Genomic DNA, 26,884 nt, shown 5'->3' on the forward strand with positions numbered 1-26,884 from the left:
CATGGTCATATATCTGGAGCCCATTAAAAAAGCCGAAATAGAGTCTTTTCTGGCTGTCCTCGAAAACCTCCTTCACATAATTGTTCAGTACGGACTGAGAGTTCCTGTGATCCTGTTTGAAGATGGTAAACTTTGAACCGTCATACCTGTTTAAACCATCTTCTGTGGCTATCCAAAGGAACCCTTTACTGTCTTGATGTACGTCATTTACAAGACTACTGGATAATTCAGAGTCAGTTGAAAACAACCTGCCCGATTGGGAAAACGTGCATAAAGGGCAAAGTACAAGGGCTAGAAGTAGTTTTATTATTCTCAAAGTCTATAAATTGAATTAGAAAAGATCAAAAAATTTAGTATCCAAGAAATGAGGATCCCTGACATCCTAATAAGACAGCCTTGCAAATAAATGGTGTGAGAGACTACAAGTATATAAAATAACTTCGAATTTCGCAATTTTACGGGAATAAACGAGGAAATCTCAATTTATTTATCCTGATAACCCGAAAAGATGTACTAGATTCTTTAAGAAGCAATTGAGGGTCTGAATTGAATTATTTATTAATTTCATTCAGTTAGAATCTTGACAATAAAAGAACAACAAGAAATAAGAAGAACGTACTTGACCAGTTCATGTCTAAAAGAGCCTTTTTGGTGCAGACGGTGCTTTTGTACTCATGCTAAAAATGGTGACTGAGAAAGCCCTGAAGGCAGAGATGAACTCCCATTTGGATAGTGATGAACCTCCAAAGAAATAAGCACAATGGCAAGGGAAAGAAAAAGCTAAAAAGAAATACGTAGCCTCGAAGGATCAGAAGGAGTTTATGAAAGACTGAAAAAATTGTATAGGGCTGTCACCAAAGATGTAGCCGAAGATGAGCTATTGAACCTGGAAGAGAAATGGGTCAGTAAATATCCTGTGGTAATTGAAGGCTGGAAGCGCAATTGGGAGCAGCTATCCCAGAATTTTCAATATACGAAACCCATTAGAAAAATTATTTTATACCACAAATGCCGTGGAAGGCTCCCATCGCCAAATCAGAAAAATCATCAAGACCAAAGGTGCTTTCACCAATGATATGTCGCTGCTCAAGCTGGCCCACCTGGCTACAAGAAACATTGAGAAGAAATGGACCGCTCCTTAGTAAAACTGGAGCCTTACGATTTAGCAATTTTATACTAAAATTAAAGACCGGATACCGATGGCCAATTCCCCTGGGGTTAGCCCCAGAGGAATTAAAATATCAGACAGATTATGAATTACAGACCCCAACAATTTGGTTGATGTAGCTTATTATCATTTCCCTTATTTGCTTTAAATTCCGCTATACTACTAAGTGCAGCCCTTTGAATATTATTAAGGAAATCCGTCTTCCATACTTCGCATTTCTTCTAAAGAAAGAATACTAATTCCTACGGCCGGTCATAGCAATATTCATACTAGCACACTTTCCCCTTGTTCTTCTAAATTTTTTCTCCAGCTATGAGCTTATTTATTTCTCTTTCGGTAAAGCATCGTTTGCAGATGTTGCATACAAGCCTATAAGTGCGCCCGTAAAACCACCAGCGACATTTGTAGATAAAATATCGCCAGATACAGTTCCTCCTAAATTCTGGAAGTCTCCTTCCTTTAAAGCATAACTAAATTTATATAAATCGCCTTCTGCTTTTACTTTAAGCTGAAGCTCATCATTAAATTCTATTTCTTTACTCGCGATTATTTCAGAAGAACCTTTCTCGGTCCTCTCTAAGATTACATAGTATTTTTTGTCCTTTTTGGTGATGCCAAAAATATAGTTAAACTTTTCATTTTGTAAAGCTGTGATCCCAGCTAGATCATCTTCAGACTTAGGTTTATAATCCATGGTTGTTGTAAAGGAAAAATCCTTGTGCTGTTGCCTGTGGAAAAGGGTGGAAGTAGGTTTCACTTCTTTAATATTTACGTCAAAAGGAGTGATTTTCAAACCATTTTTAGTAATCTCCATGAAATCTTCGCGCGGTCCTCTTAATCCAATCCATCGATAATCCAATTTTTCAGAATCGAAATCTTCGGTATATGTGAAGTTTCCATTAGGGAAATATTCACCTTCTCCTGTCTTATTTTCTACTCCTTCAGGCATTTCAAGTTTTGGTTCCATTGGGACTAAACCATTTTCAAACACAGGGAATTTACCAGACCAATCTAATGGTAAAATAAAGGTTTCACGGCCTGTATTCACTCGATCCTCATCATTAGGTCGTATTCCTAAAAACACACCATAATATTTATCATCCGGACCAACTACCAAATCTGCATGTCCTGCCCAATCCACTTTATTTTTTCTGTCCTTCGGAAAATGACGCTGTGTAAGTATTGGATTGCTAGGTGCAGGTTCGTATGGCCCCATTGGTTTATCACTAACAAAAATTACTTCACTATGCCATCCTCCGGTACCACCTTCGGCGCACATCAGATAATAAAGTCCACCTTTTTTGTAAATATGAGGTGCCTCAATCCAAATAGGTTTTTTCGAAAGATCAACACCACCATTTACAATGATTTTATCAGTTCCCTCAATCACCTTATCATTCTCAACATCATATTCCCAAATTTTAATTACACGATGCCCCTCATATAGCTCTTCTCCCCTATTTGGAGCATCATTATGAACTACATAGACTTTACCATCGTCATCAAAGAAAATTGCCGGATCTATTCCCTGAAAATCTAGTTTAATTGGGTCGCTCCATCCTTCCATAGGATCCTTGGTTTTAACAACCATATTACCAAAACCACCGGCAAATTGGGTGGTGATCATGTAAAAAGTATCGTTGTGTGGGTTATAACGTATATCAGGCGCATAAACCCCTCCACTTATTCCTGCATCATAAACTTTTAACTGTGATTTGCGGTCCAGAACATGACCGATTTGGGTCCAGTTTACCAGATCTTTGGAGTGAAAAATAGGTACTCCGGGAAACATTGCGAATGATGAGGCTACCAGATAATAATCATCTCCTTTCCGGGCTATGGCGGGATCTGGATAAGTACCCTGCAATATCGGGTTATAGAATTCATCAGCTTCCAATGGATTTTCATTATAGACATCATCATTTCCTTCGTACACTACTTTAGAAAAAATGGGAACGTTTTTCTGCGCATTACAACCAGTAAAGATAAACAGCGTCAAAAAGGCCATCATTAAAACAACTTGATTTCTTTTCATTTTTATTACTTAAATAATTATATATATTTCTATTTCATTTTTTTTCCAAAAAAACCCGTCTATAAAAAAACTGGAATAACCTCATTGGTATGAGCTTTCACTCGAAGGTGATGAAAGTAAAGCATAGAGAAATGTGAAAACGAACGTCCTCTATTTTCCCTGGGGTCATCTGTCTTATTTAGATCATCCTTTACCATTTGACATAATATCAAAACTATTTTTGGATCTCAGGTTTACATCTTCCTAATGTTTATACCTACTTACTCATTGTTATCCTATACCGTTCTTCTCTAGAAGTTTTTAAATCGTACTCATAAACCTGCTTGATTTCGGCTTCTTTTAAATTTGCTTCTTCTAAAAAAAGTGGTTGCTTTATATCCGGAAGGCTGTAAAATTTATTCGGATTAGCTCCTTTGGCTTCTTCCAGGCCTTCTCCTTCCAGCGGCCAATATGATCTTAGCCTTAGGTTTCCTCCCATTTTTGAGTAAACAGTAACCTCGGCCTTGTTTTTCTGCCAATCTATGGCTACCTCAAAACCTCCACGGGCGCGCAAACCAGAAACAACTCCTTCCCCCCAGGCTCCAGGTAATGCCGGCAGCAGGTGAATTGCACCATCGTGGCTTTGAAGCAACATCTCTGCAATCCCCGCCGTACACCCAAAGTTGCCATCGATCTGAAAAGGAGGATGCGCATCGAAAAGGTTGGGATACGTGCCGCCTTTTCCTCTAAAGCCTTCCTGAGTAGCAGGGCTTAGCTGATCTTTTATTAGTTTTAACGCATGATCGCCATCCAGCAATCTCGCCCAAAAATTCACCTTCCAACCCATTGACCAACCCGTGGATTCATCTCCCCGGGCCACCAGAGAAGTTTCGGCAGCATTAAATAATTCAGGGTTTCTATAGGGGGAAATCTGGTTAGAAGGATATAGACCATAAAGATGTGAAACGTGCCTGTGATCTGATTCAGGATCGTCCCAGTCTCTGATCCATTCCTGTAACTGGCCCCAGCTGCCAATTTGCATAGGAGGCAATTGCTGAAGCTTTTGGTTTAATTCAGCTATAAATGCTTTATCATTGTCACCAACAATTTCAGCGGCTTTTGCTGTTTTTGAAAACAAGTCGAATATCAATTGGTTATCCATTGTTGTTCCGTAGGTCAAAGAAGATTCCGGATGTGCCGTTGGCGCGTGCTCCGGGGAAATTGAAGGTGATACTACGAGCCAGTTGTTTTCAGGTTCATGTATCATAAAATCCAGATAGAACTTAGAAGCCTCTTTTACTATGGGATAAACAGATTCTAAGAATTCCTTGTCTCCTGAAAAATCATATTTATCAAATAAATGCTGGGAGAGCCAAACGCCACCCATGGGCCACATTCCCCAATAAGAGCCATCTATCGCTCCCGTCATTCGCCAAATATCGGTATTGTGGTGCATCACCCATCCCTCAGCACCGTACATGTCCCTGGCGGTTTTTCTTCCGGCTTCTGATAGCTCCTTCACCATCTGTATTAGCGGCTCGTGGAATTCCGGAAGATTTGTGATTTCTGCAGGCCAGTAATTCATTTCTGCATTAATGTTTACTGTGTATTTACTGTCCCACGCAGGTGTTAATTGGTGATTCCAGACTCCCTGAAGGTTGGCAGGTTGAGTTCCAGGTCTCGAAGAGGTTATTAAAAGATAGCGTCCAAACTGGAAATACAAAGAAACAAGGGCAGGGTCATTTCCCGTTTTGAAATTTTCAATCCTTTCATCTGTTGGTAATTTTGCCGCTTCGGTTTGTCCTAAATCCAGCGACACCCTGTTAAAATAGGTCTGATAATCTTCCAGGTGCGCCTGGTAAATCTCTTCTGAATTTCTATTCCCTAAAGCCGAAAGATATTCAGCCGCTTTGGCTTCTTCTTCGATACTCAGATCCTTATAATTTTTGAAATTAGAGGCAATGGAAATGTACATTGTAGCACTATTGCCATTCTGAATTTTAATGGCATCATGCTCAATAACTACTTCTCCGCCTTTGGCCTCAATTTTAGTAATTGCCTGGAATTCAACTTTCCCTTCCACTCCTTCAAAATCACTGGTTTTTCCATGTAATTTTAATTCCCCGCTTTCAGTGGTAGAAACATCAGCGCCTTCGGGACGATCCATGGTAGCCGTGAAATTTAAAGCTCCGGGTTGGTTTGCTTTTATCTGTACTACAATCACCTGGTCGGGATGGGAAACGAAAACTTTGGTTTGATAGCCTACACCTCCAACTTTATAGCGCGTGGTGGTTACCGCATTCTCCAAATCCAGTTCGCGGTAATATTCCGTATAGTTCTCGTGATTAGGGAAAGACAACTTCAGGTCCCCTACAGTTTGGTAAGGCATCCCATGAGAGGTCTTGCTTATAAAATGCTCATTCACAACTTCCTGGGCTTCCTCACTCTTTCCAGCAAATAAAAGCTCCTGTACCTGGGGTAAATACTTTTTAGCTTTAGGATTATCATTCCGGTTAGGCCCACCTGCCCATACGGTATTCTCATTCAGCTGAATTACTTCCTCCTGAGGATCGCCGTAAACCATTGCCCCTAATCGGCCGTTTCCCACAGGAAGCGCCTCCACCCATTTTTTTGCAGGCTCATCATACCAAAGTTTTAACTGTGAACTTTTCTGGCTCCAGACCGGTGAAATAGACAAGAAACAGAAGAAACCAACTAATGCGATAATCCCATGACTGAAGTTAGTATTCATAAGCAGTTTTAAATAACAGTAATTTTTTATTTCCTAATGCTCGTGCTTGTTGCTTATCAATTACTTATACATCATCGACGTTCTTCGTCAAGGTCTTAAAATGGCAATTTTCGACCTTCTATTTTATTTATCATCTATTTTAAAAAAATCAAAGTCTACATGACCTCCCGCTTCTTTTGTAGCATAATTAAATAAGCTGAATCTGTAACCCATAAAGTGTGGAAGCGTGTACGACATTTTAAGCTCATTGCCTATAGCTTTCCAGTTTTCACCATCAAGGCTGTAGTAGAATCTTGCGGTATCCTTCCGGTTCCTAAAATCACCGACAGCTTTAAGATAAAGCTCCTCCTGATTCAAAGGTGTACTTTCCACCTCAACGGGTGCTTCGGAAGCTCCATTTACCATAATAATGTGCTTCTTATTTTTTATCATTTTAACTCCCACAAAGCCAAAATACTTCTGAAGAAGTCCGAGTCCCGCATAATCTCCTTCCTTCATACCTTCAAGCTCTATTTTAGTATTAGCAGAACTTTTTGGACCAATGGTTCTTTGGGTAAGCGTGTTTCGTGTATCTAGAAATGAAGTATCTACTCTGTCAGTAATCAATCTTAGATAGCCTTCGCGATCCTTCACAGACCAACAATCCTGTTGCGGATTGTGATTCCATTGCCACACCAAAGGCAAATCTCTGTCATTGGCGCTTCTACTAAAATCGTCTGAAGCAACAATACCAGGAATTAATCCTTCACTTGCAGGTAGATCCAGTGTTTCAGGCACCTTACCATTTTTGCCTAATATAGGCCAGCCATCTTTCCATTCGACCGGAACGATATATGGAATACGCCCTACCGCACCATAATCACGGAATAAATATGAATACCAATCACCTTCCGGTGTATCAATTAAACCTCCTTGTGCCACTCCTTTATCCTGGAAAGCCAGTTTCCCTTCATATGGTCCCGTAATTTTATTGGCCCGGTGAATTATAACTGATCTCATTCCATCTCGGGGCCAGGCTATGTTGAACAGATAATATTTGTTATTGACCTTAAATAACTGCGATCCTTCTGCAGGTAGAATAAAATTAGACCCTATAGGTTCCGTAGCGTTCTCAATTAAAACCCGCTCTGTGCCTTCTTTTACACCCGATAAATCCTCTTTAAGTTCCACAATGTGTAATCTACCACCGCCCCAAATGAGGTAAATTTTTCCGTCGTCATCAAAAAACAGAGTGTTATCGTGAAGAGAGGGTGAAAAAGTAATTTCCTCCCAGGAGCCGTTCTCAATATCTTTAGTATTGAAGATATGAGTTTTTCCTGTGGTGCTCGCAAAAGTTGAAACATAGAAGGTTTCATTATGGTAACGGAGGCTACTTGCCCAGGAACCGGCACCATAAGCGTTTTTACCATTTTCTAACTCCAGCGCATCCTCATTACCCAAAGTATCATATGCATAATTCACGATTTCCCAGTTCACCAAATCGGTAGATTTCATAATAGGCACCCCCGGACTCATGTGCATCGTGGTGCTGCTCATATAATAGCTGTCGTCAACCCTGATCATAGAAGCATCGGGAACATCAGCGTGGATAATGGGATTTCTTGCCTTCTCTTGTGCCGACCCATAATTACTTAAAGAAAGACTTATTATGAGAAGAAGTGCGTTTACTATTTTCATTTTGATTTTAATTAATCCTGGGAGAACAATAAGCTAGTAAAGGTTCAATTTGTGATCACAAATCCGCCCTGTGGTTGCATGGTAACTTCAAATTCACCCCTTTTTCGTTTGATTTCTTTCTTTTCAGTTAGTCCCTCTTTGGAATCATTAATAATAAATTTATTTCCTTCCAGTTCCGGAAGGGAAAAGCTCACTTTCTTGGGCTCTTTTGACGCATTAATGCCTGCGATATACCACTGCTCTTCGTGTCTTCTCGCAATTACAATATACTCCCCGGGATAGCCATCAATAAAAATAGTTTCGTCCCAGGTTGTGGGGATGTTTTTCATGAAGTCTATTGCAAATTCCGGAGCGTCCTCGAGATTATTCGGTGTGAGTGCAAAGAATTGGACCGGCGTCTGGAATAATACTGCAGTTGCCAGTTGAAAGGCATCAGATGTTTTTCTAACGTTTCCACCATCATTCGTGCGGTTATATCTTTCGTTTAACACAGTACCCCCAAAATCCATACTTCCAACGGTATTTCTTATAAATGGATGAATTGCAGCGCTTCGGGCTTCCTGGTCATTTGCGTACTGACTAAACATCAAGTTTTCCGAAGCAAGAACGGCTTCAGTACTTATAAAGTTAGGATACATTATCTCCCAGCCTTTCGGAATTGTTGCCCCGTGAAAGATCATCATCAATCCGTAGTCATTCGCATCGGACATGATATCCTCATAAAGCTGAATGGTCTCCTGTTTATCACCTCCCATAAAATCAACTTTTAAGCCCTTTACCCCGTTCTCCTGCAACCACTGCATTTCCTTTTTTCGGGAAATCGCCCTGTGCATTTTATTTCTTGGAGTCATAGGAGCATCATTAGCAACTCCATTTGAGTTATACCACAATAAGACATCAACATTCTTACGTTTAGCATAATCAATTAGATCCTCCATTCTATTATACCCAATATTTTGATCCCAAAGAGCATCAATAAGAATATATTCATAGCCCAGTTCGGCAGCAAAATCTATATATGTCACTTGGTCTTCATAATTCATACTTGCATCCTGCCACATAATCCAACTCCATACGCCGCGGCCAGGTTTATAATCTTTAGAAGATTTATAGAGGGGCTCCACCACATCAAAAGGAATGGTCGTTTCCACAATAGGCTTTAGGCTTGTACCTAAAGTAATTGTCCTCCAGGGCGTACTATACGGAAGAGAAATTGCAGCACCGGTACTTCCAAAGCTGTTAAGTTCTGTACTCTCAGGAAAAGAAATAGTGAATTCTCCTTCATCATTTGGGTCACTTAAATGAGAAGCAACGTAAGTGGCGTCAACCCCAGTTTCGGAAATCAAAACCCAATTATTATCTGTTTTAAATAGAGCAGGAAATGTGTAGCCCAGGTTATTCACTGAAGCAGTTGTGATATCCTGATCTAAATAATATCCCTCTTCGTAACTTGGCTTAGTACGCTGGAAACCTACCATGGATTTCGACTGAGGGGTGAGAAAACTTTTGGCCGTTTGTGGAAAATTGAATCCCGTAGATTCTTCGATAACAACATGAGCTACGGTATCATTGTATTTAGGAATATGGTATCGAAAAGCAATATTATTATTGCTTACGCGGAAAACCACTTTTATTTCCTGATCTTTTTCGTTAGAAAAGGTAGTGATAAGCTCCTGTGCCTCATAATCAATATTAGATTTCTTGAGTTTTCTGGATTCATAGGTCTTCTCGATAGAGTTTATTTCACTTCCTTTAAAATTCAAATTTTCGGAATAGTCAGTAATATTTGTTCTTAGTCCTAAAGGAGATTTTTCCAGTACAACTTCATTTTTATATAATACCTTATAGACTGGCATTCCCGATTCAAGATAAACTTCTAACTTCACAACTTCATCGGGGCTGTTTATCGTGGCTTTCTGGGCCAGTGAAAATTGATATACAGACATCACGCCAATAAGGAAGATGAGATTTCTCATTACAATTTTCAGATTTTCAAGAGTTATTGAACTGACGCTAATTCTATAAGTTCCTTCACTACAGGTTTTGCATTATTTTCACGATCAAATAACAGCGGATAATCAGTTCTGCCTCTTACCGGCCAATTATTTTTCCAGGAATTTCCATCATTGACACCCCATAGAGTAACTCTTGTGATTATCTCCTGATGTTCTAAAAAAAGATTAAAAAATTCTACATATCTTTTCGATAATTGTTCCTGAACTTCATCAGGTAAACCATTGGGAAAAGGATCCATTTTATCTTCGTACTCGTAATTATCCGAAATTTCTGCGCCAGCATCGCCCCACGGAGATGGTAAAACAGTGAGATCGAGTTCACTTATCACAACTTTACCAAGTTTCCCAAAAGCCTCTAAACTTTTTTCGAATTCCTTAAGGTCCGCACCCAAGCTAATGTGACCTTGCATTCCTATCCCGTAAACAAAAATATCCTGATCCTTAAGTTTTTTGATCATGTTCACCACCCCATCCCGCTTTCTGGGATTGGACATGGAATAATCGTTATAATAAAGATGAGCATCAGGATCGGCTTCATGGGCAAACTCAAAAGCAAGTTCGATGAAATCCTCACCAATTATTTTGTAAAACTGGCTTTCCCTAAAGCTCCCATCATCTTCAATCGCTTCATTTACTACATCCCAGGAATGAATTCTGCCTTTATATCGACCTACTACTGTTGTTATATGGTTTTTCATACGTTCAATAAGGACTTCTTTTGAAACAGTATTTCCATCTTCCCCTACGAAGAACCAATCGGGAGTCTGTGAATGCCATATAAGTGTATGACCATGTATGTGCATATCGTTTTCCTCTCCGAATTTTACAAATTCATCGGCTAGTGAAAAATCAAACTGTCCTTCTTTTGGTTGGATCCTTGCACTTTTCATTATATTTTCAGCAACGATCGAATTAAAATTTTCTTTAACAACTTGTATTTCCTCAGGTCTTCTTCCCCTTATTTGCCAAGCATTAAGTGCTGTACCTATATAAAATTTATCTTTATAGGCTTCCTTTAGGGTCTTTTCTTTCCCAACTGTTGTAGAATCTACACTACCGGGATTAGTATTTGCCATTATAATACTCACGCTAAAAACGAAAAGAAGAGCGAGTTGTTTATGTTTTCTCATGGGTGTAATTTTTTAAGTTTTTAATATTCCGGTAAGTCTTTCGAATCTTAATTATTAAAAGCCTTTAAATCGGCTAATTCACAGTTGGCTTTCTCTTTGGCATATTCTGCAAATTATTTGTGAGCTGCGTAACCACAAGCATCAGGATTATTTTCGTAAGCAATACCACCGTTAGGATCACCTTCAAATAGATTTTCAGGAGCAAGTAAATTCAAACCTACATTGCTTCTTTTATGTGCGAGAGCTTTAAAATCGAAATCCCCAGGTACCGGCTTCGCCAGTAACTCCGCCTTCTCCCAGATAATATATCCATCGGGGACCCAGGTCTATTTCAGTAATAGCAACTGGGGCAATGTCTGCAACAAGTTTAATGGTTTCCTCACAATTTCTCCGGAAAGTGACGGGGTCATTACTATCCTCTCCCCAATAACCAGAATAGATATGTGCTGCATAACCCAGGTTTTCTTTCTCAATAGGATTATTTACATATCCTTTGTAATGAGACTGGTAACCAGCACAAATTTACCCCGTGAAGCAACATTTTTTCTCCCCAGGAATTCTTTTCGACATGTAACCTGGAGGTCCTTAACGGCCACTCCATTTGCATTGACGGATCATCTTTTGTATTATCATTTTCATTTATTCTATAGCATCTTCTTTTTCTGCCTTTTCTGCCGGTAAGGATCGTCGTCAGCAGAACAACCTACGATAATTAACATTGAAGTTACCAGAATTAAGAAGAAGGACGCACCCTCTGCATAAATTCTATTTTTACAGACCTTCGAGAGCTTCGGCAAAACTAGCGTAGGCTGGCTTTCTATTTAGATTTACATTCCATAATCCCTGAAATTCTCCAGGCAGCCAATTTGCATCCTCCGGGCTATCGGTTATTCCCCATACCGTAATTCCATACTGTTGCGACTCTGGTACGTATTGTACATATGTCTCTACCACATATCTATACATATCTGCCTGTTGCTGTAAAACTTCTTCAGTAGGTTCAGAGACGTTTGTTCTTACATCCAGTTCAGAAACTTTAACAACTTTACCGGTTGCAGCAAGAAGCTGGAACATTTCTGCTATTTTATCCCTGTCAGAATCTATACTAATATGCATTTGTGTTCCTATTCCATCTACTGTAGCACCCTGGCTTTCTATATATTCCACATATTCAATTAATCCTCTTGTCTTGTCTAGATTATATTCAAGATTATAATCGTTTATAAATAGCAAGTCATCAGAATCTCCATGTTCCCTGGCCAGATTAAATGCTTTAACCGCATAATCTTTACCCAGGTAATCCTGCCAGTAAAATTCATCACTAGTAATATCTGAATCGTTGGCTGCGGTTTTTAATTCGTATGGATTTCCATCGTCCATAGGCTCATTTACCACATCCCAGGCGTGAACATAGTCGTTAGAAACTTCCATCATGCCCGCTATCCATCTTTCCATTTCGGCAGTAATGATCTCCTCCTTTTCTTCAGGTGTTTTCTCTATAACACCCCCCGCATTGGGATTTACCCGCGAAAGCGTCACGTCATCAATATAAATCGTTCCTGCAAAATCACCATAACTAATAATCAATCGCGAACGGTCCTCTTTGGTAATCGTCGTCTCCAAAGTATATTCCTCCCAGTCTTCCAATACATTAAATGAGCCAAACCCATCACTTGAATAATCAGGTGATTGTAGCTCGGCACGAATAGTACCGGCAGTATTTGCCTTTACTTTAAAATTTAATACATAAGTTGCCTCCATTTCCAATGACGGTAAATCATAGGCAATCTGTGCCTCCCAAAAATCCGTAGCGGAAGGATTCGTAAAGGTAAAAGCATAACCTGTATCACCATAGCCCTCACCTTCTGCTGAGCGCTCCATGGTAGAGCCATTCCCCCAGCCACCCCAGCCGTCGGTGCCACTTTCAAAATCAGAATTGGTAACTACACTTGGATCCAATGCCGGACCACCACCACTGCCCTCCTCGTTATACTTTTTTAAGCTTATGTTATCGAAGTAATAAGTAGTGGCAACATTGCCAAGGTTAAAAGCAATAGTACTCGACCCTGCAACTTCTTCAGAAACAATGATCCTTTTGGTATAAGTAGTCCATTCAGGAGAGGAAGTAATAGCACCAAAAAAATCATAATGTTTATATTCACCAGGTTGAATATGAGCCTGTGTAGCAAAGGAAGCATCAGCATCTGAACGAACATCCATAGTAAGTTCGTATTCTTCCCCTACTTCCATAGCCGGAGAAAACTTAAAAAAGAACTGGCTTCCCCAATCGTTTTCCCGAACTTCTTCATTGGTCACCGTCAATGCCCTCCCTTCACCGTCTGCACCTTCTCCGTCAGCAGTAAAAGACATTATAGCATTTGCGTTACTCTCGTAATTTGCTGCCTCATCGGTCTCAAAGTCAGCGCTAGAAACCACATCCCAGCTTGGTCCGCCGCCTACTACCGTTGGCGCAATAGTACTGTTCAGATATTCGGCATTTTGGTTGGCATGCCAGACAAGGGTATGTCCATAAACAGATAAACCGGCCCCGTTTGCTGTTGCGAGAAATTCCTCCACACCCGCTAGATTCAAACTTCCGTCTTCTTGTACCACGGCTCCATGTTTCATTCCATATCCCGGCGTCACCTCCTCAAAGTTAGAATTAATAAGGCGATACATTACCCCCTTAGAATTATATTCTGAGAGGTTAACTGCCCCCCCCAATATGAAGTCAGAGGCCTCTTCTCCCATATATGTTTTTAAGGCTCCGTAGCTATTTAACTCTTCCTGGAGGGCTACACTTTCCGGCTTTTCTACTTGAAAGTCAAGCGGTTCATAATCTGTGCAGGCGGTTACAATAGATAATCCTAATACACAGATCCCTAATTTATATAGACTTTTCATACAATTTCGATCTTAATTTTTAAACGATTATTCAAGTACAGGAGTAAAGAGTTCCATTTCTACCCCCCGATTCCTTAACACTAAAGTATCTGCAGAGGAAACATGAAAATTTTCCAGATCAACCTCGTAATTGAGATAAATAGCATCACGATCCTGATTTCCCCAACTGTTTTCCTCTCCATCCTTAACGAATTCTCCACTGCCAGTTACAGTAAATTCGTTAGAACTTGTTCCTACCGTAATGTTTCCTTCTTCATCAAACGTTAATATTAAAGGCACATTAATATTAGTTTCATCACTAGCTTTAAAAGTTAGCGGAAACAAGATTTCATTCAGAGATTGAGTAGCTAGCATAACTACTTCATCATCTTCAACGAATTCTTCACTTCTTACAATCGTCTGATCAAGTTCAGTATTTCCATTTTTCCCTACAATAACGTCTTCACCTCTGCGTAAATAATATCCATGCAAGCGGTTTATATATTTAACAGCATATAGAACAAAGTCTTTAGGTTGAACAACCCAATCACTCTCCAGTGTTCTTCTTGCATCAACAGAAAGAGGTTCTCCTACCAGAATAGAATCTGCTTGTTGCACGTTCGTCATTCGCACGGGAATCACATAGTTACGTTGAATTGACAATGGATCTGCAAAATATGCTTCCGTAAGTTGCACTTCAACACCACCTGTCACACTTCCCGAAGGAATGACAATATTATCGGAAGACATATCATAATAATTGTTAGGCATGGCCATTATTTCACGATCATTTTCAAAAGATAAACCGTCGACCAAAGTGTTATCTATTGTCACGTCAATAACAACGTCATTTACATTCTCGTAGACTCCTCCTGTTGTGGCCATGATTTCAAATTTCCACTCATTGTCCAGTGTGGTATCAAAAATGTCCTCACCAAGTGTAATCGTCCTTACAGGATATTGATGAGCAAAGTAAACCGTTTGATATTCAAAATCGGGAAATTCCCAATCCTCATTCTCGCATGAAGCGAATATTAAAGGAATGAACAAGAACAAGATTAATTTAGTTATATTTTTCATGCGTTTTCAGTTTTATTTATATAAGTCCTGCGAATACGATTTTCCTGGCTTACCATCCCATATTTTGTGTGAAGCCGAACTTAAGTATTTCGCTGTAAGGTATAGGTCCGTATATCATATATTCGGAATAAAGCCGGGGCTCAACAGGAATAATTTCATGATTACCGTTTAAAATCCTATCTCCCAATGCCATCTCTGAAAGATCTTCATTCCACCTGCGCAAATCCCAGAAACGGAATCCTTCAAAGCTAAGCTCCAATCTTCGTTCGTTTCTAATTAGTTCCCGCATAGCGTCCTGATCCCCCTTAATAGATTCAAGGTAGGTATCACCTCCATTTGCACTTAGACCTGCCCGCTCACGTATGGCTCTAACCACATCATAAGCCGAATAAGCATTTCCGCCGGTACCTTCAGGACCCCAGGCTTCGTTAGCAGCCTCTGCGTAATTCAGGTAGATTTCGGTGTAGCGAATAAGAGGGTTTATATGTCTCTGTTGATTAACACTTTGAGGATCAAGATTCACATCCTCCCGCAGCAGCTTGCGCAGATAATAACCTGTTCGGGTCGAGGATTCCACTATGTTCAGACCATCATTGGTACCACCATCAACTGCGGTAATAATAGTTTCATCAAAAGGTCCCATTTGGCTACCGTTCACCACAATAAATTCCATTAGGCGCGGATCTCTATTCGTATATGGATTACTAGCGTCGTAGCCACTTTCCATATGATCTATGGGAAAACCATTGGCCATAGGAAAAGAGCTAACCAGATTCTGAGTGGGATTTACCAATCCGTCTCCAAAGAGTGTTGGTGGATACAGCTGCTCTTCAAGTGCACTGCTTGGCCCGGGCATATTTGTACGCCAGAGGATTTCAGAAGGATTAGCACCCGCAGTAAGATTATCAATTACTCCTCCATCGTTGTACCAGGTCAGTCCATCGGGAGTAAGACCTCCAACTCCTCCGTTTATATCTAACACATCTGCCGCATAGTTAGCCGCATCCTCCCATGTAGTGGTTGTACCTTGATTAAAGGCAGGACTTGCCGCCAACAAGGATGCTCTTGAACGGATTGCCAGAGCAATGCGTTCTGTCATACGCAGCCGATTAGTCTTTCCTAAAACCCGATTATAATCATTCACATCCGCATCCATATTCAGATATTTATCCGGGATCTCAGATTCACTACCAATATCCTCAGAGTCTAACGGTAGCAGGTCTATGGCTTTTTCTATGTCACTATATATTTGCTGCATACCTTCCTCAAAAGTAGCCCGCTGAAAGCTGGAAAAGTCTGTAGAGGCATCTTGTGGTTCAAGCATTATAGGAACTCCAAGGAGTTGTCCCCCAGCCATACCACCATGTGCTTCAAGGAGTCTGTGCATAAAATAAGCGCGTAATCCATATACTTCCCCTTTAGTGCGATCCTTGAACATTTGATTAACTGCGGGATTTTCGGCATAAGTAACAGTATCTGCCTTAGAAAGCATCAAGTTCAAGTACTGGATTGCTGAAAAGGAATTTTGCCACTGCCCAACGGGGTTAAAATTGGAAGCCCATTGCCCTGTGGCCATATTAGAATATGTGTTATCTTCGTCACTACTCACCGCATCATCAGTGGCCATTTCATTGAAGGAAAAACCTCCAGGTAGCCTGGTGTAACCATTATATAGCAGCCCCAGTGCAAAAGCTGGCTCATCCTGAATATCGTTCAGGTCTCGATTGTTTTCAATAGCTGGCTCCAAAAAGTCCTTCTCACAAGAAGACAGCGCCAGCACAACCAAAACAAAAAACAGTATTTTCTTATACATAATAAAATTTTTAAATTTCTTAAAATAATGCTTTAACACCAACATTGAAAAAACGTGTCTGAGGAGCACCTCCAATATTCAATTCCATGATGTCCTTATTGGACGCAATCGTTAATAGATTAGCTCCATTCACGTACACTCCAAATTCCTGAAGGAAATTGCCATTAATCATAGTTTCCGGGAATGTATAAGAAACCTGAACCCGGGCCAAATCAAAACGGTTGGTACTGTATTCCCAGAAATCTGAATTCCGGAAGTTATTATTACCGCCACCGGTGGTCAGCCGTGGATACGTAGCTGTTTCCATAGTTGCTTCTGTCCAACGATCCCTAACAACCTCAGAGTATTTATCCTGGCCATTTACCCAGAAATAATCATTATCTTTCATACCTATTGCGCCCGAACGGCCCACTCCCATTGCAAAGAAGGTAAAATTCTTGTACTTCGCCGTCAGGTTAATTCCCCCGGTAAAAGGAGATCCAGACCAACCGCCTCTTCCAAGGTATACCTCGTCCTGTGCATTAATTAAGCCATCTGCATTTTGGTCTACGTATTTAATATCACCTGGCTGCACTTCTCCAAATGCCGATTCTGGTGAATTGGTAATATCGTCAGAGCTTTCAAAGAAGCCATCACTTTCCAGACCCCAGATGGCATCCACAGGTCTCCCCTGCCTGTTCTGATATTCATTCTCAAAAAATTCGGCCCGTTTGGAAGCTTCGGTTGTATAATAAGTTCCTACCAATCCAACCGTCCAGTCCACCTGCCCGGTTCGTTCCTGCAGGGTCAGACCAAAATCAAAACCCTTACGTATATCTTCATTATAATTGGTATAGGGGATAAAAGATGAATTTGGATAACCCGTTTCAAAATAACTAGGATATAAAACGGAAAGTTGATCTACAAGACCAGTCATTTTGCTCACAAAAACATTCCCGTTTAAGACCAACAAATTATTGAATAATGAAGCATCAAGACCCACGCTTACTTCTTCCCGCTTTGGTAAAGTCAGATTAGGATTTGCTCCACGGCGCGAGTCGGTACTTCGTGCGGGCGCAGATAAATCTGCCCACCCGTACCAGGCTCCATCAGTTTGTGTATAGATTGATTCATATAGGTAGTAATCTGAAATATCTAAATCTGTATGTAATATACCCGCAGACACAGATAACTTCAGGTTATCTACAACAGATGAAGAGGCTAAAAAGTCTTCTTCACTAATTCTCCAGCCCAACGATGCTGTAGGAGAGAATGCAGTCCGGTTGTCTTCAGGCACTCTAGTAGAGTATATCATTGCACCACTAAATTGGGCGTAATATTTATTTTTATAGTCATAGCCCAAATGTAATCCAAGATTCGCATTATTCACGCCGTGGTAGACCCCAGATTGCGATCGTTGGAAGCCTCCGGCAATCAACATTGCAGAGAAATCGTGGTCATCTTCAATTACGGTTTCATAGTTCAATTGTCCAGAAAAAGCCAGTGTCTGGCGGTATAAGCTGTTGCTAACATTTAAGTCCCCCGAACTAATATCCTGTCCATAACGGGTAAGCGAACTTATCATATCAGTTCCTGCATAGTTGGTCCAGGACGGTTCAAACACTGAATATTCATTATTAAAGGATTGATTGTATGACGTGGCATAATCTATCCCAAACAAAGAACTAAAAGACAATCCCTTTAAAAGATTTTGGAGGTCAGCATCAACACCGGCATTAAACTGGAATTGACGGCTGATGTATGTATTAGAACCCCCGGCATAAATATCGGCAATTGGATTACTTTGATCCAGCTGCGTACCTCCAAGCAGGTACTGCCCGCCTATTAAATTATCCGTCCCTTCTATCAGATCCCATGAAGCCTCATCATTTTCTTCAATCATACTGATTGGTATAAACGGAGTAAACCGGTGTGGCCTTAAGTTAGCGGCACCACCCCAGTAGTCAGCGTTAACTCCTACGTTATTTGTGAATATTGCAGCTAAGTCCACATGGGCAGAGATATTATCATTTAAATTCATATCTACGTTTCCGCGGACGTTGAACCGTTGATTCTTATTGTTCTCTGCTTCACCAAAATTCAGCAACGAACCTTCTGTCATAAAACCCAAATTGGTATAGTAACGGGCCACCTCGTTACCACCAGCTATTTCCATCGTGCCATCATATCGGCTATAGGTGCTTTGCAGGTAATCGTCCGTATAATAGTCCAAATTAGGGTAGCGGTAAGGATTTGTTCCCGCGGAATGGTGGTAGATTTCTTCCTCGGAATATAGGGATCCAAGACCATCATTATTCCGTGCTTCATTATACAGCGTCATATATTCCGCAGATCCAAGATATTTTGGAAAGCTCCGCGGGGCAAAGAGGCCCGCATTCACCCGAACATCAACTGTCTGTTCACCTATATGCCCACCTTTTGTGGTGATAAGTACGGCACCTTTGGCAGCACGGCTGCCGTACAACGCTACAGCGGAAACCCCCTTAAGAAAACTAATCTGATCAATTGCGGTGGGTTGCACACTACCTATATCACGAGGTACGCCATCTATGAGCACCAGGTACTCGTTCATCCCCCAAAGATTTCCATGAAAACCTGGCACTAAGGCTTCCATATTGTCCAGAGGATAAGTGATATAGTTTTTATCCAGTAATTCAGGAATATTAATATATGATATACCACCCAACAGGTCTTCCTTTTCCTCCTTTTGGTAAGCTACCTGAACCAGCTCCAAATCAGAGTCCAAAACAATCTCTTGCAGGCCGGGAGTTGCGGTGGCAAATTTAGTTCCATAGCCAGCTGTATTAACAGATAGGGTAGCATTAGAAGATACCTCCAGGGAAAAAATTCCGAGACTATCCGTCTGTGTTGAAATATCATCCTGCTCACTTCTTACAATAGCCCCCTGGACGGGCAATCCCTGCTCTGTCCGGACAACCGTGGTTAAATCTATTTTTGTGGCAGTTTGTGCGCTACTTATTACTGGAAGTAGAGCAATAAGAGTGCACAAAATAATTTTTAGCGTTATTTGTTTCATTAGTTAATGTTTCGTCGTTAAGATCATTTTACACTTAAAATATAAACCATTCTATTTACCCGCTACCATCCCGGATTTTGGTGAAACTCAGGACATATACTCACATCCGATACTTTTAATGGCAGCCAATAATGTTTTTCGGAAAAATCACGTTCCAGAATGAGCTCTTCCCTAAGATTCACCACATGGTTTTCCCTGGGGGTTTCATGATCAAAGGATGCTGCACGGTCAAATTCATGGGACGTTTTAATGGTATAAGGAAGTTCAGTTAACAACAACCAACGACGAAGATCATTAAAGCGGTGTCTTTCAAAGGCCAATTCCACGGCACGTTCACGTCTCAATTCAGGCAAAAAAGCCTCTAAAGAACCAGTAAAGTTACTATGTACCGGATCTACACCAGCTCTGGACCGGATGACATTCACCGCTTCCACTGCTGTTAGATTAAAACCTCCCGCAGTATTATTGGGGCCAGAGCTAACTGCGGTAGCCTCGGCATACATCAGGTAAACATCGGCCAGACGCATATAAGGCACCATAAGGTGGAGGGCATAACCATAATCAAACTTTCGGTCAAATCTGTTCGCTGTTAACGGAATAAATTTATTATTAACATAACCCGTACGGCTTCCATTAACGACATCGCGGTAAGCTCCTTCAGTGTACAGACTCGCATAGCGAAGCTGCTCTGGGTTTTCCTCGCTTGGAGGTATGGATCCCTCGACAACCTGCACCCCATCATAAAGAATATCATGATAAAAACGTGGATCACGCCCTTCCCAGGGATGTTCAGGATCATATCCTGATTCAGGATCGGCCTGGGTTATATCATCCGGCAAAGGCATTCCATTGGCCATCCCATAGAAGCTAACATAATTGGCTGTAGGATAAAATCTAGCAGGATCCCCGTGATCATTCACTACAGAAGGCAAATATTGACCACTAATTCTCCAGTTTGAAGCATTAGCCGAAACATAAGTAGGGCGGAAAATAGCTTCCGTACCACCTGGGATAGCCCAGTTCTGTCCGGTTGTATAAAAATTATCACTATAGTCTTCAAAAGGAAGCAATTCATATTGAGTTTGCCCACTTTCGACCAGGGACAATAATTCTCCGAATGCAGATGCCCCACGCTGGGCAAATTGCTGATTATAACTCTTGCTTCCAGTAGATTCATAATTCATTAAGGGACTGGCAGCCCAAAGAAGGTCTTTCCCTAAATAACCGAGGGCCATTATCTTGTTGATGCGCAAATCATTTTTTCCAAGTGTTCGCCTACCTGCCACTGTATTGTCCCAATCAATCGGCAAAAGATCAGCAGCTGCCCTTAAATCTGCTGCAACCAATTCCGCACTCTCATGGTAACTTAGACGGGGCTCACAAATTTGTTCATCAGAAGGGAGCACTTCATCGATGTAAGGCATGCCTCCAAAGTACTGGATCAACTGAAAATGAAACCAACCCCTGAAAAATAGCAGTTGTCCTTCAATAAGCCTTCTTTCTTCCTCTGTAGCATCTGTCATGAGGTCCAGGTTGGCTAAACCAATATTTGCCTTTCTAATTCCATACCAGGCAAGCGGCCACAAGCCTCCATCATGAGCACCTCCATTGGTTTCAGCACTCCCATCCATCCATCCGGCACCCCAGCCGTCATGCTCTGCTTGCCAACCCCAGAAGTCGCCATTTTCAATTTTCACCCCAAAGTGAAAGTTAGGACCAGGAGATTGGATCTCATCGTCTCCCCAGTTCCACGAAGAAGTCCAGTAACTGGTAGTAAAGTTTGGAACGGCCATATAAAGCTCTTCTGTAAATCCCTGAAAATTTTGAAAATTTCGAAAGGCAGTCTCTTCTGATATAACCGAATCTGGCGTTCTTTCCAGATAGTCCTCACAGGAGACCATCATGAGCATTGCTATAAAAAAGCTGCTCCTAACAATAGTTCTTATATATATTTTCATAACAAACAAATTTAAAATGTCATATTTAATCCCAGGTTAAACCTTTTAACCGTAGGGTAAGCTCCTTGATTACCTATTCCCGAAAAGTTCGATTCACGATCGTCAGGCATTTCAGTCCACAGCAAAAGGTTATTGCCATTTATATACACCCGCAGGTTTTGAAGACCAAACCTACTCACTGCTTCAGAGTCGAATCGGTAAGCGATTTCTGCATTCTTCAGGCGAAGGTATGAAGCGTCGTAATAATACCGGTGCCCCATAAAGTTTCCGGGAGGAACTGAACTCCAACGCGGCATGGGCGTATCGGCATTTGGAACATCTTTGGACCAGAAGGTACCCTGCTCAAAAACCGTATTTGATTGATTTCCAAGACTGGTAAGAGATACATTCCGAGTAACATTATTTACTCCGTAGAACTGTGCAAATGCGGTAAAGCCTTTCCATCCAAATCCTACATTGGTGCTAAAAGTATTCTGGGGTATACCGGAATAGCCAAAAGGGGCCGAATCAAAAGTGTCAATTATTCCGTCTCCATTATAGTCAAGGATCTGGTAGTTTCCAGGGATTTTATTGAGGTTATTGGTATTGTGAACTGTGCTCGCATATAGTTCGTCCCAGGTATTGTAATATTCGCTTGCGATATGAGTCCGGGTCTGTCCCAGTGCATATCCCGCCTGCTTTTGATAATCGGGTAACAATGCGGGATCATCCCGATCAAGTATCTCATCCTTTGCATGCGTCATGGTAAAGTCGGCCCATAAGTTCAATCCATTGGCAAAGGTATGATTAACGCCTAAGGTTATTTCATAACCCTGGGTCCTCACGCGCCCGAGGTTGGCTGCAGGAGCATCTGCACCAAAATAGGAAGGCACCGCTCTGTCACCTGCCATCAGGATATCTATCCGGTTATCTCGAAAGACGTCTATGGATCCATCAAAAAGACCCTTAAATATCCCGAAATCCATACCCAAGTTATATTTATATACCGTCTCCCAACGAACAAAAGGATTCCCTACCTGTTCCTGAGTGTACCATGCATAAGGGCTTCGCTCACCACCCTCGCCAACTAATCCAAGTTGAGAATTTCCTCCATATCCCCATTCATCCATGAAAAGAAACCTTGCACCTATATTGTCGTCTCCTACTTCTCCATAAGAGGCACGCAGTTTTAGCATATCAAGGAATGAAAACGAATCCATAAATTCTTCATTGGTTACCATCCATCCCAGCCCTCCTGAAGAGAAGAAGGCAAACCGGTATTCAGGAGCAAATTTTTCTGAACCATTATAGGCACCATTATACTCCAGCATATATTTGCTTTTATAATTATAGGTGGCCCGGAAAACCCAGTCTTCACGATATGCTGGAATTCCATTACCAATGGCATCTTTCTGGCGATTCATAAGCCCCATAAGATTGTAGTTGTGATCTTCTGCAATGGTATTTGCATAATCCAGTTTTAATTGATAGAAGATCCTACGAAGTGGGACTTCCTGACCCTGATCAACAATAATATTCCCACTCACAGGTGACCATTGTGGTCCAGGGGTATAAAAATCAAGCCCTGTGGTAGAACTTACACCCTCGGCAAGAACTACCCGCCCGGTTTCGGGATCAATCCACTTTTCCTGGGCGTCGTTGTACAAGTCATTTACCCCCCTTTCACCTTCTAAGAAGGTATTATCCACAGCCAAAGTTCCATTGAAATTTAAACCTTCCAATATCATACTTAAATCCTGGTCCAGGACAAAAGTCGTTGAGATACGGGCAGTAGTTTGCTTTTCTACTCCACTAATGGACAAGATCCGCACAGAGTTATACCCTTTTTGAATATTAGGAGCATAATACCCATAGATACCGTCTGAATACTGTGGCATAAATAGGGTTGGATCACCGCGATAAGCGGCATCCCAGAAACCATAATCATTACCCCCACCCCAAGGACTCCTCCGAACACCATAGGTACCCCCTAAATCTGTTCGGAGTTTTGTAGTAGGCGTAATCTGAAAATCTAAGTTACTCCTGAAATTCAAGCGGTTATACTCATAACCAGGATCATAACCCCTGTTATTATCGAAATCCCGGAACAAATCCCCTTCATTCTGAAAATCGAGTGTAGCAAAGTATTTAACAAAATCTGTACCTCCACGGATGTTTAAGTTAGCATTATATGCCATAGCATAATCCTTAAATAAGATCTCTTGCCAATCAACATTGGGATAACGTTCACTTTCCTCGAGACTGGCGGGATTAAGATACTTATACCTGGTTTCTTCAGGTATTATATCACCCCAACTAGCGGGATTGTCGGAAAGTTCATATTCAATTGCCCTGTTTCTAAGCCCAATAGCATCGTAAGCATCGTATTTACCAGGCAATTTAGAAACCACCTTCATCGTTGAACTAAAATTGGCCGTGATTTCTGCCGCACCCGTGAGCCCTCTTTTTGTTGTTACAATGATTACCCCATTGGCACCCCGGGAACCAAATACCGCAGTAGCCGAAGCATCTTTTAAAACAGATATTGATTCAACCGAACTAATAGACATGTTAGTAAAAAATCCTGGGCGTTCTACTCCATCCACCAAAATCAAAGGAGATGTACCATTCCAGCTATTTTGTCCCCTAATCACAATTTGCGGAGTTTCCCCACCGGGTATACCTGTACTGGCAGAAGTTACTAATCCAGGTAGCGCACCCGTCAATGCAGCACCAATATCGGATACTCCACCGGTACGTTCCAGAACTTCACTATTAGTTTGAGAAACGGCACCCACAACAGTTTCCTTCTTCTGGGTCCCATATCCCACTATTACCACTTCTTCAAGCGCACTCTGATCGGTCTCCATAACAACATTAATCTCGGAATCATTCCCTATTTCCCTCTCCAAGGTTTGAAATCCTACAAAACTAAATGTTAAGGTAGTCGCCGACTCAGGCACAGTGATTTCATAAAAACCCTCCATATCTGTTATAGTTCCTATAGAGGTTCCTTTTACTATAACATTTACGCCTGGAAGACCTAGATTATCCTCAGAAGATGTAACTATTCCACTAATTGTTTGTTGCTGTTCTCCTTCACTTCTTCGCTCATTATTATTAGCGTAGATGGCAGAAGAAAACAAAAATTCAACTAATAGCCCGACGACCATCAACTTCGCCAGATATGGAAACTGTAATAATCTTATTCTCATATTATAAAATATTTAAAGACTTGATTGAAAAGATGCTGTATCATAATTATTAATCCTTTGTTTAACCTATTACGTTTTAGTAATAAATGAAAAAGCTGATTTGCTCAAAGCAGAGCTGGAGCCTCCTTTTTGGTCACTAATAATGTATGGACGCCGCAATTGTTGAATGAGTTGAAATTTTACCATTATTTAGCCGTTTTAAAATAATATTTGGGTGCTTTTCTATTTCAGTTCCTTTGCTCAGATATCTTTGTAGAAAACGCCGCCTTCAGTCCAGAAAGCGAAATAAATTTATGAAACTTTTTAGTATTCTTTAACTTAAAAAATCAAAAAATGTAAAAATAACACAATAATCTCTTTTCAAATATATTTTTTAATCCCCTGGCACCTCTATTCTTATGTAACAAATTGTTTCCGCTATGTTACATTGCTAAAAAATCGAAGAAAAACTACTAATAATCAAACGAAAACAGATGAATTAAGAGACTGAAAAATTTTATAAAACCAAGGTGTTCAGTCAGTTTAAGAAATGGTTATCGTAACAATATTTAAATGTTAAATTTATTGCTAAATGATCTTCATGAAATTTAATAGTGACAAAACAGCTAAAAATGCTATTATTTTAACATTTTTCATTATCTAATACTGTTTTTCTGAAGAATATTCTTGATAGAAACAAACCTGAAAAGGATATTATTTCCTTCAAATTGATCGTGCAGTTCTTCTCGTTTATATGGAAGTTGACTTGCAAAACAAAGCGGAACTTTAAGGTATTCACTAAGCTGCTCGGTTGTAATTATACATATTTAACTGAAAATCTTTAATAACTCTGTCCTAATAAGAATGTCTTCTTCTGTTATTGTATCAGGTCTCGATCCAAGGAAAATGAATAATTCTGATTCAGATCTCAGGTTAAACCTGTTCCTATAAACCCATTAAACTTTTAAGGATTTAAAAATGTTTCTGCTACGACATTGTCCCAGCAGTTTCCTTTTCGGCTGATGAACTCCTTTTATCAAGCTATTATCGTGTGGAGGATGCTGGTAAATCTATGGCTTGCATATTGAATACCTTATCAGAGGTTGTTCTAGCGCTGTGATTTATGGCCATATTCCAAGCTTTTCTAATAGTATCTTCAGTAGTGAGGTTATCGCTTAAAGCCTACCTAATAACCTTTCTGTTAAATAGAGCGATAATTACCGTTAACTAGTGACAGCCTTGCTTGGTTCGGATTACAACTTTTAACTCAACTTACTTCCAAACTAATAGGGTAAGTCCAGTTATTTTTTCAATTAAACAATTATCTAGATGAATTCAACAACAATACAAGTTCAACTTAAATTTTTAAAATGTGACCTTAAGTTACATTTTGAAAAGCAGGAAACCTTTTAGTTCCCATTTGAAATCAAATTGATTCAAATAAAAAAATCTCCAAAACCTAAAAAACCACGCTAATCCTAAGATTTGCGTGGTTTTGGTGCTAATGGTTATTAGCTTTGGTGACCCCGGAGGGATTCAAACCCCCAACCCTCAGAGCCGAAATCTGATGCGCTATTCAGTTGCGCCACGGGGCCGTTATTTTTATTTACTCAATTTGCTTTTTACAATAGAAGAAATGGTTTTACCGTCTGCCCTTCCTGCAAGTTCTTTTGAAACCATTCCCATCACCTTTCCCATATCCTGCATTCCGCTCGCATTGGTGTTCTGTATAATCTCTTCTATTTTTAATTCAATTTCTGCTTCACTCATTTGCTCTGGAAGAAAATTCTCAATTACTTCTGCCTGCTTTTCTTCAGGTTCAGCCAGATCTTCTCTCCCCTGCTCCCGGTAAATAGCAGCACTCTCCTTACGCTGCTTTACAAGTTTCTGCAAGAGTTTAAGCTCTTCATCCTCGTTCAGACCATCCTTAGAAGCGCTATCAGTATTTGCCAGAAGAATAGCACTCTTTACAGCCCTAAGAGCTTCCAGTTTCGTACTATCTTTAGCCCGCATCGCCGCTTTCATCTCAACCATTACTTCATCCTGTAGACTCATACTTTCTCGTTTCTGGGTGCGAATATAAAATATTATATTCAGAATTACCACTTAAATCTACTTCCAACATCAGATCCTTTTCAGTAAAATTTTTTATCATAATTATTTGCTCCCAAAGAGACGCTCTGT

Annotated in this window: 14 protein-coding genes, 1 tRNA gene and 1 pseudogene; 2 read left to right on the forward strand and 14 right to left on the reverse strand. The window is 40.6% G+C overall.

The window, feature by feature from the left end; all coding sequences use genetic code 11:
• Position 1 precedes the first annotated feature (1 nt).
• Positions 2 to 136 carry a hypothetical protein gene (locus tag RM541_RS01470; RefSeq protein ID WP_311498452.1) on the forward strand — a complete coding sequence of 45 codons (135 nt, stop codon included), beginning with the start codon at positions 2 to 4 and terminating at the stop codon, positions 134 to 136.
• 702 nt (positions 137 to 838) lie between these two features.
• Positions 839 to 1,075, forward strand: coding sequence for a transposase (locus RM541_RS17465; protein WP_311498453.1), 237 nt, complete (start codon positions 839 to 841; stop codon positions 1,073 to 1,075).
• Between the two features lie 415 nt (positions 1,076 to 1,490).
• On the opposite strand, the gene RM541_RS01480 is transcribed toward RM541_RS17465, so the two are convergent.
• From RM541_RS01480 to RM541_RS01545, 14 genes and pseudogenes are all read right to left on the reverse strand, one after another.
• Complete coding sequence (locus tag RM541_RS01480) at positions 1,491 to 3,176, reverse strand: glycoside hydrolase family 43 protein (RefSeq protein ID WP_432264655.1); 1,686 nt, start codon at positions 3,174 to 3,176, stop codon at positions 1,491 to 1,493.
• A gap of 283 nt (positions 3,177 to 3,459) precedes the next feature.
• Positions 3,460 to 5,934, reverse strand: coding sequence for a glycoside hydrolase family 95 protein (locus tag RM541_RS01485; RefSeq protein WP_311498455.1), 2,475 nt, complete (start codon positions 5,932 to 5,934; stop codon positions 3,460 to 3,462).
• Between the two features lie 123 nt (positions 5,935 to 6,057).
• On the reverse strand, positions 6,058 to 7,611 hold the full coding sequence (locus RM541_RS01490) for a glycoside hydrolase family 43 protein (RefSeq protein ID WP_311498456.1): 1,554 nt from the start codon (positions 7,609 to 7,611) through the stop codon (positions 6,058 to 6,060).
• A gap of 44 nt (positions 7,612 to 7,655) precedes the next feature.
• Positions 7,656 to 9,587, reverse strand: coding sequence for a glycoside hydrolase family 97 protein (locus RM541_RS01495; RefSeq protein ID WP_311498457.1), 1,932 nt, complete (start codon positions 9,585 to 9,587; stop codon positions 7,656 to 7,658).
• 23 nt (positions 9,588 to 9,610) lie between these two features.
• A complete protein-coding gene (locus RM541_RS01500) occupies positions 9,611 to 10,756 on the reverse strand; it encodes an endo-1,4-beta-xylanase (protein ID WP_311498458.1) in 1,146 nt (381 codons plus the stop codon).
• A 771-nt stretch (positions 10,757 to 11,527) separates the two neighbouring features.
• Entirely contained in the window at positions 11,528 to 13,660 is a 2,133-nt protein-coding gene (locus RM541_RS01505; protein WP_311498459.1) for an endo-1,4-beta-xylanase, read from the reverse strand.
• Positions 13,661 to 13,687: 27 nt separating this feature from the next.
• Complete coding sequence (locus RM541_RS01510) at positions 13,688 to 14,719, reverse strand: DUF5627 domain-containing protein (protein ID WP_311498460.1); 1,032 nt, start codon at positions 14,717 to 14,719, stop codon at positions 13,688 to 13,690.
• A gap of 49 nt (positions 14,720 to 14,768) precedes the next feature.
• Positions 14,769 to 16,532, reverse strand: coding sequence for a RagB/SusD family nutrient uptake outer membrane protein (locus RM541_RS01515; protein ID WP_311498461.1), 1,764 nt, complete (start codon positions 16,530 to 16,532; stop codon positions 14,769 to 14,771).
• Between the two features lie 19 nt (positions 16,533 to 16,551).
• On the reverse strand, positions 16,552 to 19,569 hold the full coding sequence (locus tag RM541_RS01520; RefSeq protein WP_311498462.1) for a SusC/RagA family TonB-linked outer membrane protein: 3,018 nt from the start codon (positions 19,567 to 19,569) through the stop codon (positions 16,552 to 16,554).
• A 62-nt stretch (positions 19,570 to 19,631) separates the two neighbouring features.
• Positions 19,632 to 21,527 (reverse strand): RagB/SusD family nutrient uptake outer membrane protein, encoded by a 1,896-nt coding sequence (locus tag RM541_RS01525; protein ID WP_311498463.1) that lies wholly within the window; start codon positions 21,525 to 21,527, stop codon positions 19,632 to 19,634.
• 11 nt (positions 21,528 to 21,538) lie between these two features.
• On the reverse strand, positions 21,539 to 24,721 hold the full coding sequence (locus RM541_RS01530; RefSeq protein ID WP_311498464.1) for a SusC/RagA family TonB-linked outer membrane protein: 3,183 nt from the start codon (positions 24,719 to 24,721) through the stop codon (positions 21,539 to 21,541).
• A gap of 834 nt (positions 24,722 to 25,555) precedes the next feature.
• Positions 25,556 to 25,927, reverse strand: a pseudogene (locus RM541_RS01535) (IS3-like element ISLbl1 family transposase); the annotation flags it as partial.
• A 291-nt stretch (positions 25,928 to 26,218) separates the two neighbouring features.
• Positions 26,219 to 26,295, reverse strand: a tRNA-Arg gene (locus RM541_RS01540).
• 7 nt (positions 26,296 to 26,302) lie between these two features.
• The gene (locus RM541_RS01545) at positions 26,303 to 26,755 is read right to left on the reverse strand and encodes a GatB/YqeY domain-containing protein (RefSeq protein WP_311498465.1); all 453 of its coding nucleotides are present in this window, start codon (positions 26,753 to 26,755) and stop codon (positions 26,303 to 26,305) included.
• Between the last annotated feature and the right edge of the window lie 129 nt (positions 26,756 to 26,884).

The organism is Autumnicola psychrophila (assembly GCF_031846645.1).
Lineage (GTDB): Bacteria > Bacteroidota > Bacteroidia > Flavobacteriales > Flavobacteriaceae > Autumnicola > Autumnicola psychrophila.